Source organism: Clostridium beijerinckii (assembly GCF_036699995.1).
Taxonomy (GTDB): Bacteria; Bacillota; Clostridia; order Clostridiales; family Clostridiaceae; genus Clostridium; species Clostridium helianthi.
In genome coordinates, this window is sequence record NZ_CP144906.1 from 2,290,740 (window position 1) to 2,302,982 (window position 12,243).

The following is a 12,243-nucleotide window of genomic DNA, read 5'->3' on the forward strand; positions in this document are numbered from 1 at the left end:
ATATCAAAGAATTACTAAAATTATGAAGTTTTGAAGTACAGAAAGGGGATTACTATGAAGTATTTAGCAATTGTAGGCACTAACTCAGATGTGTCAACTAATCGTATGCTGCTTCAATTTATGCAAAAGCATTTTTCGAGTGAGGCAGAGATAGAACTATATGAAATTAAGGATTTACCTGCCTTTAATGAACCAGAGGATTCTGATGTTCCTGAAAAGGTAGCAGAATTATCTGATAAAATTTTAAAAGCAAATGGTGTAATAATAGCAACTCCAGAGTATGATCATGCCATACCTGCAGTTTTAAAGAGTGCTCTTGAATGGATTAGTTACACTAGTCAGGCACTTACAGACAAGCCTGTTTTAATAGTTGGGGCTTCTCTTGGTACACTTGGTTCTTCTCGTGCACAGGCACATCTTAGACAAATACTTGATTCACCTGAGCTTGCGGCAAGAATAATGCCAAGCAGTGAATTCCTTTTAGGAAAATCACAAGGTGCATTTGATAGCGCAGGAAATCTTATCTATGCAGATAAGCTAGTAGAGCTTGATGAAATTTTCAGAGAGTTTCTTCTATTTACAGATATTACATCAAAACTTTTAGCAGAAAAAGTTTTACATAAAAAAGTTAAAAAATTCACTTGGGAAGAGTAGGAGGATTAATAACAATGAAATTTACAGCAATTGTTGGAACTAGTGCAAAAAGATCATATAATCGTAAACTCCTTCAGTTTATGAAAAAATATTTTGAGTCAAAGGCAGAAATAGAAATACTTGAGATTAAAGATGTTCCTATGTTTAATCAATCTGATAATCAGTCTTCAAGTGAAGTGATACAGATGTTTAATAATAAAATTACTGAAAGTGATGGTGTTATTATAGCTACTCCTGAGTATAATCACTCAATACCATCTAGTCTTAAAAGCTTAATTGAATGGCTAAGCTTTGATCTTCATCCACTTGCTGGTAAACCAGTAATGATCCTTGGAGCTTCACTTGATGTCCAAGGTTCTTCACGTGCACAATTACATCTTCGTCAAATCCTAGATGCACCAGGCGTTGATGCAAATGTAATGCCAGGATATGAGTTTTTACTTGGAAGCGCACACAAAGCATTTGATGAAGAAGGTAATCTAAACAATGAAAGAACTATAGACTTCCTAGAGATATGCTTCTTACGTTTTATGCGTTTTGCAAAGATTTCAAATCAGCTTAATGAAGAAGAAGAGTTTACATTTAACCCAGGAGTATATGAGGTAGATGCAATAGGTCATAGTGGAAGTCTTCCAATGAAAGTATCCTTTAGTGAGAAAAGAATAGAAAGTATAGATATAAATACAGAGGGTGAGACAGAAGGACTTGCAGATGTAGTTTTTGTAAGAATACCAGATAAAATAATTGAAGGACAGACATTAAATGTTGATGCTCTTTCTGGTGCGTCAGAAACTAGTAATGCTGTACTAGACGGTGTAGCAAAAGCAGTTAAGCTTGCAGGTGTTAACCCTGACATACTTAAGAGACGTCCAAAGCCTGCTAGCAGTCTTATAAAAGAAGATGAAGAATATACTTGTGATGTAGTAGTTGTAGGTGGAGGCGGCGCTGGATTAAGTGCAGCTGCAACAGCACTACAAAATGGCAAAAGTGCTATTGTTCTTGAGAAATATCCAGCAGTAGGTGGAAACACCATACGTTCAGGCGGTCCTATCAATGCTGCAGATCCAGAGTGGCAGATGCAGTTTGAAGAAAATAAAGGAGAAAGACATACAATTGAAGAGCTACTAGATACAGATGAGAGCTTAATTCATCCAGAATACATAGATGATTTCCGTGCACTTAGAGAAGAGTTTTCTGCTTATAAGGAAAAGTTTGGCACACAAAAGGGACATCTATTTGATTCGCCATTACTTCACAGAATGCAAACATATTTTGGTGGTAAAAGAACTGACCTTAATGGTAACACAATATACGGCCAATATGACCTAGTAAAGATACTTACAGACAGAGCTTTAGAAAGTGTTAAATGGCTAGAAGATATAGGGGTTGAGTATGATAAGAGCATAGTATTTGCTCCAGTTGGTGCACTTTGGCGTCGTGGTCATAAGCCTACAAAAAGCCATGGTTCATCATTTATACTTGCACTAACAAAATATGTACAAGATAACTCAGGAAAAATCATTACTGATAGCCCTGTAAAAGAATTTATCATAGAAGATGGTGAAATAAAAGGAGTTATAGCAACTGGTGTCAATGGCCAAAAGATAACTGTTCATGCAAAAGCAGTAGTCCTTGCAAGTGGTGGTTTTGGTGCAAACACAAAGATGCTGAAAGAATACAACACTTACTGGAGTGAAATAGCTGATGATGTAAAAACTACCAATTCATATGCTATGACTGGTGATGGAATATTACTTGGTAAATCTGTAGGTGCAGCACTTACAGGAATGGGCTTTACTCAAATGATGCCTGTAGCTGATCCTGAAACTGGTGAATTATTCAGTGGAGTTCAAGTACCTCCTGAAAACTTTGTAATGGTAAATAAAGAAGGAAAAAGATTTATCAATGAATTCTCTGGAAGAGATGTTTTAACAAAAGCTGCTATTGAACAGGGTGGTTTATTCTATCTTATAGCTGATGATGAAATAAAGGAAACTGCAGCTAATACAAGTCAAGAAAAGTTAGACCGTCAGGTAGAAGCTGGTACTTTATTTAGAGCAGATACCCTAGAAGAACTAGCAGTAAAAGTTGGAATGGATCCTGCAGTTCTTGTAGACACAATTAATAAATATAATTCATATGTAGATGCAGGTTTTGATCCTGAATTCCATAAGGATACATTTAGCTTAAAAGTAGAGAAAGCACCGTTTTATGCTACTCCAAGAAAGCCAGCAGTTCATCATACAATGGGTGGACTTAAGATAGACACTAAAGCGCATGTATTAGATGAAAATGATAAACCAATTAAAAATCTTTATGCTGCTGGAGAAGTTGCTGGAGGTATCCATGCAGGTAACCGTCTTGGCGGTAATGCATTAACTGATATATTTACCTTCGGAAGAATTGCTGGTAAAACTGCAGTTGATGAAATGAAATAGTAATGTTTCCAAAATGTTAATTTCTATTGATGAAGATGAAAAAGTGACTATTACAAATAGTACTAGTTGTGAAAACAAACTTTATTTACATACAATAGAACCTAAGCAGGCATTTATGTATAAAGGATACTTTAAGCATTTTATAAATATGTGCCTTTATTAGATAAATATTATCATATAATAAAACTGTCTCAAAACTCTATTTTGAGGCAGTTTTATTTATATATATAAGACTATATATATAAATTATGATACTTTATTTTTTAATACACATTGCATCTTGAACGTGCATTAAGCATTCACCAAATCTTTGATAGTGAACAACTTCTCTTTCTCTTAAAAATGATAGTATTTCTTTAATTTGTGGTTCATCAGTTAAGTTTATTAACCATTCATAAGTTGCCCTTGCTTTTTGCTCAGCAGCTAAGTCTTCATGTAAATCTGCAATTACATCGCCCTTGGCTTGTATATAAGTTGCAGTCCATGGATTTCCTTGAGCGTCGTTATAGTATAATGCTTTATCATGATCAGTATAATGCCCACCAAGTCCTGCTTTCTTAATTTCTTCTACAGTTGCGTTTTCCATTAATTGGTATATCATAGTGGCTATTATTTCTACGTGAGCCATTTCTTCAGTTCCTATATCTGTTAATAATCCTTTTGATTTTCCAGTTGGCATAGTATAACGTTGATCTAAATATCTCAAGGCAGCACTTAGTTCGCCATCAGGCCCACCATATTGAGACATTAAATACTTAGCCATGTTAAGATCTTTACATTTAAGATTTACTGGATATTCCAATGTTTTTACATAATACCACATAAACTCTTATTCCTCCTCCCTGCTACAATTTTCCCAAGGCCATGGTGTATTTACCCAAGCTTTTGGATTTTCTACATATGCAGATCCAAAGTTTGTTAATGGGCCAAAGTTTTTTTCATATGCGCTAATTAGTTCAGTTAATTTACAAGATACCTTGTTGTAATCGTCTTTAGCGTTTTTATCTTCAGGAAAATTGTCGAGGAATAGGTTCAGTTCTACAGCACAAAACTGATAAACTCTTATACTATTTAGCATGTCTCGTTGGTTCATAATATCATATCACCTCTCGTATTTGATTTTCTTGTATTCAAATTCATATTCATGATCATATTCATTTTCATGATCGTATTCATGTTCATGATGATCATGGTCATAATCATAGCTTTTATGATCATGATGTTTTTTATATGGTCTGTAAAGGTCTTTAAATATTGTTCCTTTTACAAAACCTTCTTTGCAAGAATACAAATTTTCATATTTTTGAGGCAATATATATGCGCGTGCATATTCATATTTTTTCGAGTACTCTTTTGAATACTCTTTAGATTTACACATACAGTCATCATCGTCGCGTCTGTACATAAGGGTTAACACTCCTTCATTTGTTGTTTATTTATATAAGTATCTTATGCGCTTTATGAAATAATGTGATACTTTATAAAATATATTTTAAATTTCTAATACTTATTGTCTTAAAATGTTATAAAGAAGTGATAAATTAAAATAAAGGCAGTATTTAGAAAAACTAATTACTACCTTCACTTTAATTTTGATAAATATGACCATCAGTAACTGAAACAAAGTAATTGCTATTTAAACCGTATTTTTCGAGTATTTCAGGAATTGTTTTATCATATTTCATTTCATCTATTTTTTCATTTATTGCTTTTGCTAAAGTAATATCATTTTTCCTAACAGCAGCAGCTATTTTACCAGGAGATTCAGGTGTATAATCTGTTGGAGGTAATACTTTCAAATATAAATTATTTTGAGAGATCATATATGAAGCAAAAATAGAGTCGGTCATTGCAGCATCTATTTTTTTAGTGCTTACTGCTGATAATAGATCATTTTGACTCTTAAATGAAACTACATCTTTGACAATACCTTCTGCTTTCCATTTCTTGGCTAATTCTAAAAAGGCTGTTCCTATTTGTGCACCTATTACAGCATTTTTAAAATCTTCCTTAAAGACAATTTTTGATACCCTGGGAGTGATTATTGCTTCTGATTCTTTATAGAATATGTTTGTAAACAATGCTTCTTTTTTTCGTTCATCTGTAACATACATTCCACTGGCTACTATATCTATGCTATCATCATTATTTAATTGTTTTAATAAATCATCAAATGGAATTTGCTTCATTTCTACCTTGTTTATCCCAAGCCTTTTGGCAGCTTCTCTTATAATTTCTGCATCAATTCCGGTGAATTCTTTAGTTTTCGGATCTATGTAAGCAAAGGGAATATCATTTGAAGATGCAACAACCAGTATCCCTTTTTCTTTTACTATTTCTAATCTATCTTTTGATACTTTATTATTAGGTATATTAGCGCCACAAAATATTAATTGAATAATATTCATTGATAACATAATAAAAATAAGCAGTTTTTTATGAATTTTCATATGCTAAATTTCTCCTTTTTATTATTATCTTAACTTAATATAAATTTATTCATTAAAGAAACTCAATATTAAATCAAAAAATTCCTATAATTAAGGTAATATTAAGAAAAGGAATGTATAATAAAGGTTGGCAAAGATTTAAATAAAAATTTATGATATAGATATCTAACTTTAAAACTGGACTTATGTGATAATTTACCGAAATCATAACTATTTTGAGTCCAAAAAGCTATGAAAATATAGATGAAGGTTCTAAGTAGCAGGTTGTATTCACTTTAGCATGCTTCAACTTTCAGCGTGACAAGTTAAAAGAAAATATAGCTGTTAAACAATAATATTAATAGCAAAGCCATAATTAGAGAGTTAAGTAACCGATTATTTATCTTATAATGTATTATTTTGTTGAAAAAGAGGAATTTGAAGCTGATTAGCGAATAATAAACAATAATAGATTTGGCTTATAGTCAAACAATAAATGTATGGGGTGAAAGTCACGAATGAGGTGTCTATTAGAAATAAGCAATAATTTCTCATCTTGGGATGATTTTATATCAGCTATAAATGAAAATCCAACAGCTAGACAAATTACATTAGAGTCATGGAAAAGATGTGAGAAGTTAGGAATGAATCCTAACAAAGTTAAATTTGAGTTTTTATCAAGTAGGGATGTTGAAAAAAAGAAGAAGGAAAATTATAAATTGACAGAAATATCAAATTTATATATGGATTCACTATCTATGAGTTTAGCAAATATTCCACATACAATTGCGTTATCAGATAATGATGGATGGATCATTGAGTTTAGAGAAAAGACTGAAGAACTGGGTGGAATAATAGAAGGTTTTTCTCTTGGGGTAAATTGGTCAGAAGAAAATGTTGGGAATAATGGGATAGGAACTGCATTGGCACTGGGGCAGCCAATTTTGGTTTATGGGGCAGAACACTATGGTATGCCTGATTGTAAGTGTGGGTGTATAGGGGTGCCAATTATAAATAATGAAAATATCATAGGGGCAATTGGAATAAGTGTTCCAGTTGAACATATGAATCCGGTGAAATTACACTCTTTTATAGCTTGTATAAATTCAATTGAGACAGCTATGAAATATATTAATGATAAATTTAGTAATACCTCAACTGGAATTAATTTAACTGCAACAAGTGAATTAATTGCAACAGCTGTTCACGATCTTAAAAATCCACTATCTGTAGTTAGAGGATTAGGTCAGCTTGGCATAGCAACTTCAGATAAAGCTAGGATGGATAATTATTTTAATAGAATAATTAATCAAGTTGACGAAATGAATGATATGGTAATGGAACTCTTGAGTATATTTAAACCAGAAGAGCTTACACCACAGAAGGTAACTCCTCTAATAAAAGATGTTTTAAACTCTTTTCAGCCTATTTGCAATCATAAAAATATAAAGTTATCATTGGTAGACAATGTAGATGAATATGCGAACATATCAAAAAAGCTTTTAAAGAGGGCAATAGAGAATCTTATAAACAATGCAATTCAAGCAATGGATATTGGTGGGTCAATTGAAGTTACAACTGAAAAATATAAAAATTCCATACTCATTATAATTAAAGATACAGCTGGGGGCATTCCAGAGGAGCTCAATGAAACTTTATTTGAACCGTTTTCTTTTAGAAGAAGTGGAGGAACGGGGCTTGGCTTGTTTATGGTCTATCATACAATTACAAATATTCATAAGGGAAAAATATGGTTTGATACAGAGCTGGGTAAGGGAACAACATTTTTTATGAAGCTGCCAATAACAAGAAATGTTGAAAATGTCTCAGTTAGGCAGTTCGAGTTGATTTAATTAAATTAAGTTTTCATATGTAGCTATATTGGATTATGTAAAATTATAATTTTGTAGAAGATATTTGAATAAACTTACAAATAAAGTTTAACATTTTTTGAAACTAACGGTATTTTGATGTATCATGAAAATAATAATAAAACCATATTTTCATGTATCACTAAAATAAAAAGAAAGTGAAAGGATTAGATTTATGTCAAAAGTATTAAAATTAATAAAGTACTTTTTAGGATTTATTGCACTTACGGGTTTGATTTATACATTTATTTATTATTCTGTGATAAGTAAATTAACTACATAATTAGAACGTATATATTTAAATTCACAATGCACAATTATGGTTAAAATTATTGCAAGATTTTTAGAATTATGATTAAGAATTATTTTTGCAACATATATATAATAATATTTTTTGAATTTCATTAAGCTAATGTTAAGGTAGTGTAAGTATAATAAAACTTGTAAAAAAGTTTTTTTCATTTTCATTTCTTAAATAATATAAGGCTATGTTTAATATAATGTTTAAATATAGCCTTAAAAATTATAGATGGGATTGTCCACCTATAATACTAAATGTATAAAAATTGCACACAAAAAAATCGCAAATTCATTTTCTTGAATAATACGATTTTACAATTTATTATTTAATTTTTGATTCATGATTTATGAATATTCATTTTTAGCGAAAATTCATATAGTTTTGTTTCTTCATCAAGTATGAAGGATGGTATAATTTTGTTGGTGGATAATATTCATCATGGGTGTAAACAAATCCAAGTTTTTTTAGCAATTGAGCAGATGCTGAATTTTTAGGATTATGTCCAGTAAAAAGTGCATTAACATTAAGATTTTTAAAAGCATATTCCATTACTGCAAAACATGCTTCTTTAGCAATCCCTTTTCCCCAATACTTCTCTTTTAAATGAATTCCCATTTCTAATATATTGTTCTCATGATCATATGGCCGTAAACCGCAGCATCCCAAATTTTCATTAGTTTCTATTAAATAAATTGGCCAATATTGAATATTGTAATTATTATAATTTTCTATTTCATTTCTTAGCCTTTGTTGTACTTGTTCTTTTGACATCGTGCCTTCTGCTGTGATAAATTTTGTTACTTCTGGATTTTTCCATAATTCTAAAGCATCACATATATCATTTTCACTCCATATTGAAAATCCAATTCTTAGTGATTTTAAAAAGAATTCTTTCATTCTATACGCTCCTATAACTTCACAATAATCTACTATTGCTTATTAAACTATAGTTTTTAATAACAATTATTATAACATAATTTACAAAATATCACACATGTCATACATACATTGGCTCTCTATTTTTTTAGTCTTTTATTTTGATATACGAATGTGCTACATTGTTTTGAACTATAAAGTTTTTAGCCTTTATTATTTCTTTATCTCAGCGAACGAACGTGAATGGAAATTATATTGATATCAGCCCAAATTGAACATATATTTGTTCCATATGAATATGAAAATTTCTCTGCTTGAGATATTTTAAATTTTTAATGGGGAGCCTATATAGATATCGAAACCAAAAGATATACTTTATTCTTTGTGAATTATACTAGAAATTAGATACATGTTTGTGAAAGCGGCATTTGAAATTGAGTTGTTATAGTTCTTAGTTGAAGGTTGTTCCATTTTCTGCTTGTCCTAAACTTGCTTTTGGAGCATGCAGAAATGGGTTCAACCTTCCACTTAGAACTATCCAGCGAAAATTTCATTAGTCCGCTGGAACAAATTTGTATCTAATTTCGGTTTTGATACACATAAATATAATTTCAAATTTGGATATCTATAATTAATTTTAAAAAAGGTATTTACAAATAAAGTTAATAGAGTTAATATTAATACATAGAATCAAATTGATATTATCTAAATGATAAATAGTAAAAAGTTTTCAAATATATAGAGGTGGGTAAGTTGAATCAAGAACTATTAGATAAAAATGAAAGAGAATTTTTAAGTGAATATGATGTAAATATTTATGATAGACCAAGTGTTACAAATGACATTATTATATTTACAACTGGTGATAGGATAGAAGAGAATTCAAGAAAAGTACCAAAGAAGGGAATGCAAATTCTTTTAATTAAAAGAGATGATTATCCTTATAAAGGAAAATGGGCAATTCCAGGAGGCTTTGTTAAAAATGATGAAAGTCTAGAAGATGGAGCACTAAGAAAACTAAAAGAAGAAACAGGAATAGATAATGTATATACTGAGCAATTATATACTTTTGGAGAAGTTGATAGAGATCCAAGGACAAGAGTAATAAGTATCGGAAATATAGCATTAATATCGAAAGAGGATATTAGATTCGGTGATTATAAAGATAGGAAAGAATCAAAGTGGTTTTGGGTAGAAAAGAATTTAATTGATTCTAAAAAAAATGAGACGAATACCATAAATAAATATATTCTAAAATTCGAAAGTGAAGATGAAGAAATAAAATTTAATTATGAAATAATAGAAAAAATAGAAAGAACTATTTTTAGGAAAAAGGAAAATAGTTATAAGACGTTAAATGAAAGTAATGATGAATTAGCTTTTGATCATTATAAAATAATAGATTATGCAGTAGACAGAATTAGAAATAAAATAGAATATACGCCAATTGCACTAAATCTTTTGCCTAGATTATTTACAGTTAAGGAACTTCAAAATGTATATGAAGCAATAATGGGAAGAGAAATCTTGAATTTTAGAAGAAAAATGGAAGATATGATTATAGAAACTGATGAAAAAATAGAGGGGAAACCTTTTAGACCTGCTAAAGTATTTAAGTTTAATGAAAACTGGGAGCACAATTTTTAAACCAAATGTAAGTTATTAATAAAATTTAATGATAGAGAATTGAGAATTTATATGAGAGGGGATAATTAAATGATTTTTTTAAATGATAAAGAAATAGAGGTTAAAAAATTTCCTAATGGAGAAAGTTTAATAAACAGCCAAGAGTTAAATATTAAAGAATGGGTAAATACCATTAAACTCAAATTTGAAAGTGATAATGATATAACTCATTTGATATTTTTAAAGGAGCATTTGGATGAATTAAATATTAAATGTAACCTTATAATTCCGTATATGCCTTATAGCAGAATGGATAGAACAGAAGGGGTCACTGTATTTACCCTAAAGCATTTATGCAGACTTATTAATCATTTAAATTTTGAAGAAGTATCAATTTATGAACCACATTCAGATGTGTGTGTGGCATTACTTGATAGGGTCAAAGTCATAAACATGTCTGCAATATTAGCAAAAGATTTATTAGAAAAAGTAGATGATAAAAAAGATTCAGTTTACTTAGTTTATCCAGATGCAGGTGCAGCTAAGAGATACGGGAAACAAATTGAATATGAAAAAATATTAACTGCAAACAAAGAAAGAGATTTTAAAACTGGATTTATAAATAAGCTTGAAATAAATGGAACTGTGGAAAGTAAAAATTTTAAAGCTATTATTGTAGATGATTTATGCTCTAAGGGTGGAACATTTATTTTAACAGCTAAAAAGCTTAAAGAAATGGGTGCAACTGAGATTTATTTGGTGGTAACACATTGTGAGGATACAATTTTTGATGGAGAAATTTTAAAGACTGATTTAATTAGTAAGGTATTTACTACTAATAGCATTTTATCTAAAGAGCATGAGAAGTTGGAAATATCCTCTATTGTATAACCTAGATTTATGCAATAACTTACCGAAATCATAAATATTTTGATTCCGAAAAGCTATGAAAATATTGCTGAAGGTTCTAAGCAGCAGGTTGTATCCACTTTAGCATGCTCCAACTTTCAGTTTGACAAGCTAAAATGGAACAACCTACAGCAAAGAACCTTTAACAGCTCATTTTCAAATGTTTTCTCCACAAATATATTTATGATTTCTAGTGAAGATATGAGTTTAAAGTTTTAGCAACTTTGTAAATATGTTCATCTAATAAGCCTAATTCTTAAATTGTTTATCAATAAAGTTAAAAATGAAAGAATATAAGAATTTAAGAACTTAAGAATAAAGGAATATGGGAATATAAGAATTTACATTTTTAACAATGAAAAAACTTAAGAATTTAAAAGTGAAAATATCTTTAAAGAAAAAAATATAAAAAGTTAACAATTTGTAGTGTTTTCAGTGATTTGAACAATTATATATATTGCAAAAATAATTCTTCAGGATAGTTATAAAAATATCTCAAGAATTTTAGCCGTAATTGTGAATTGTGCATTGTGAATTGCAATATAAAAATAATCAGATTATTTTTTAAATTAAATTATAGAGATTGGGGAGACGATTATGAATAAATTATTAGTGGTTATAGATTATCAAAAAGATTTTGTTGATGGAGCTTTAGGATTTAAGAAAGCGGAAGCATTAGAACAAGGTATTTATGATAAAGTAAAAAAATATTTAGAAAATGGTGATAAAGTTTTATTCACTTATGATACTCATTTTGAAAATTATCTAGAAACAAGGGAAGGAAAGAGTCTGCCTGTACCTCATTGTTATATAGATACTGAAGGTCATGAGCTTTATGGAAAGTTAAAAGAGTTTGTAGGAGTAGAAAATACTTTTCATTACAATAAAAACGCTTTTGGAATAGCGCCAGAAGTTATGTTAAAGATATCAAAGGATGTTGGTGAGGATATAGATGAAATAGAGTTAGTTGGAGTTGTAACAAACATGTGTGTAATAAGTAATGTAGTTACCTTTCAATCTCAGTATATAAACGCGAACTTAATTGTAGATGGAACTTTATGCGCAAGCTTTGATGATAGTCTTCATGACAAAGCATTAGATGTGATTGAAGCACTAAGTGTTAAAGTTAAAAGATAGGA

General features: G+C 30.0%; 11 protein-coding genes. 6 read left to right on the forward strand and 5 right to left on the reverse strand.

The annotated features are described in order from the left end of the window. Nucleotides 1–54 precede the first annotated feature (54 nt). Entirely contained in the window at nucleotides 55–654 is a 600-nt protein-coding gene (locus PZA12_RS10675) for an NADPH-dependent FMN reductase (protein WP_103698688.1), read from the forward strand. 14 nt (nucleotides 655–668) lie between these two features. Then, the gene (locus tag PZA12_RS10680; protein ID WP_103698689.1) at nucleotides 669–3,092 is read left to right on the forward strand and encodes a flavocytochrome c; all 2,424 of its coding nucleotides are present in this window, start codon (nucleotides 669–671) and stop codon (nucleotides 3,090–3,092) included. Nucleotides 3,093–3,348: 256 nt separating this feature from the next. Here PZA12_RS10680 and PZA12_RS10685 read toward each other — a convergent pair whose 3' ends face one another. From PZA12_RS10685 to PZA12_RS10700, 4 genes are all read right to left on the reverse strand, one after another. After that, nucleotides 3,349–3,915, reverse strand: a complete 567-nt coding sequence (locus PZA12_RS10685; RefSeq protein WP_077839760.1) for a manganese catalase family protein — start codon at nucleotides 3,913–3,915, stop codon at nucleotides 3,349–3,351. A 6-nt stretch (nucleotides 3,916–3,921) separates the two neighbouring features. Then, the gene (locus tag PZA12_RS10690) at nucleotides 3,922–4,185 is read right to left on the reverse strand and encodes a spore coat protein CotJB (RefSeq protein ID WP_103698690.1); all 264 of its coding nucleotides are present in this window, start codon (nucleotides 4,183–4,185) and stop codon (nucleotides 3,922–3,924) included. Nucleotides 4,186–4,194: 9 nt separating this feature from the next. After that, nucleotides 4,195–4,497 carry a spore coat associated protein CotJA gene (locus PZA12_RS24925; RefSeq protein ID WP_103698691.1) on the reverse strand — a complete coding sequence of 101 codons (303 nt, stop codon included), beginning with the start codon at nucleotides 4,495–4,497 and terminating at the stop codon, nucleotides 4,195–4,197. Nucleotides 4,498–4,678: 181 nt separating this feature from the next. Beyond that, on the reverse strand, nucleotides 4,679–5,542 hold the full coding sequence (locus PZA12_RS10700) for an ABC transporter substrate-binding protein (protein ID WP_103698692.1): 864 nt from the start codon (nucleotides 5,540–5,542) through the stop codon (nucleotides 4,679–4,681). A 497-nt stretch (nucleotides 5,543–6,039) separates the two neighbouring features. Between PZA12_RS10700 and PZA12_RS10705 the strand changes: the two genes are divergently transcribed. Continuing rightward, nucleotides 6,040–7,374: an ATP-binding protein gene (locus tag PZA12_RS10705; protein ID WP_103698693.1), complete on the forward strand. Its 1,335-nt coding sequence runs from the start codon at nucleotides 6,040–6,042 to the stop codon at nucleotides 7,372–7,374. 679 nt (nucleotides 7,375–8,053) lie between these two features. On the opposite strand, the gene PZA12_RS10710 is transcribed toward PZA12_RS10705, so the two are convergent. Continuing rightward, nucleotides 8,054–8,590: a GNAT family N-acetyltransferase gene (locus PZA12_RS10710; protein WP_103698694.1), complete on the reverse strand. Its 537-nt coding sequence runs from the start codon at nucleotides 8,588–8,590 to the stop codon at nucleotides 8,054–8,056. 732 nt (nucleotides 8,591–9,322) lie between these two features. On the opposite strand from PZA12_RS10710, the gene PZA12_RS10715 reads away from it, so the two are divergent. The 3 genes from PZA12_RS10715 to PZA12_RS10725 all read left to right on the forward strand — a co-directional run bounded on the left by PZA12_RS10715 (nucleotide 9,323) and on the right by PZA12_RS10725 (nucleotide 12,241). Continuing rightward, nucleotides 9,323–10,216, forward strand: coding sequence for an NUDIX hydrolase (locus tag PZA12_RS10715; RefSeq protein ID WP_103698695.1), 894 nt, complete (start codon nucleotides 9,323–9,325; stop codon nucleotides 10,214–10,216). Nucleotides 10,217–10,285: 69 nt separating this feature from the next. Further along, nucleotides 10,286–11,086, forward strand: a complete 801-nt coding sequence (locus PZA12_RS10720) for a ribose-phosphate pyrophosphokinase (protein WP_103698696.1) — start codon at nucleotides 10,286–10,288, stop codon at nucleotides 11,084–11,086. A 615-nt stretch (nucleotides 11,087–11,701) separates the two neighbouring features. After that, complete coding sequence (locus PZA12_RS10725) at nucleotides 11,702–12,241, forward strand: cysteine hydrolase family protein (RefSeq protein WP_103698697.1); 540 nt, start codon at nucleotides 11,702–11,704, stop codon at nucleotides 12,239–12,241. Nucleotides 12,242–12,243 lie beyond the last annotated feature (2 nt).

Bases quoted from the DNA above. Each gene is read 5' to 3' on its own strand.
- PZA12_RS10675 (WP_103698688.1), top strand. From the start codon at position 55: ATGAAGTATTTAGCAATTGTAGGCACTAACTCAGATGTGTCAACTAAT.
- PZA12_RS10680 (WP_103698689.1), top strand. From the start codon at position 669: ATGAAATTTACAGCAATTGTTGGAACTAGTGCAAAAAGATCATATAAT.
- PZA12_RS10685 (WP_077839760.1), bottom strand. From the start codon at position 3,915: ATGTGGTATTATGTAAAAACATTGGAATATCCAGTAAATCTTAAATGT.
- PZA12_RS10690 (WP_103698690.1), bottom strand. From the start codon at position 4,185: ATGAACCAACGAGACATGCTAAATAGTATAAGAGTTTATCAGTTTTGT.
- PZA12_RS24925 (WP_103698691.1), bottom strand. From the start codon at position 4,497: ATGTACAGACGCGACGATGATGACTGTATGTGTAAATCTAAAGAGTAT.
- PZA12_RS10700 (WP_103698692.1), bottom strand. From the start codon at position 5,542: ATGAAAATTCATAAAAAACTGCTTATTTTTATTATGTTATCAATGAAT.
- PZA12_RS10705 (WP_103698693.1), top strand. From the start codon at position 6,040: ATGAGGTGTCTATTAGAAATAAGCAATAATTTCTCATCTTGGGATGAT.
- PZA12_RS10710 (WP_103698694.1), bottom strand. From the start codon at position 8,590: ATGAAAGAATTCTTTTTAAAATCACTAAGAATTGGATTTTCAATATGG.
- PZA12_RS10720 (WP_103698696.1), top strand. From the start codon at position 10,286: ATGATTTTTTTAAATGATAAAGAAATAGAGGTTAAAAAATTTCCTAAT.
- PZA12_RS10725 (WP_103698697.1), top strand. From the start codon at position 11,702: ATGAATAAATTATTAGTGGTTATAGATTATCAAAAAGATTTTGTTGAT.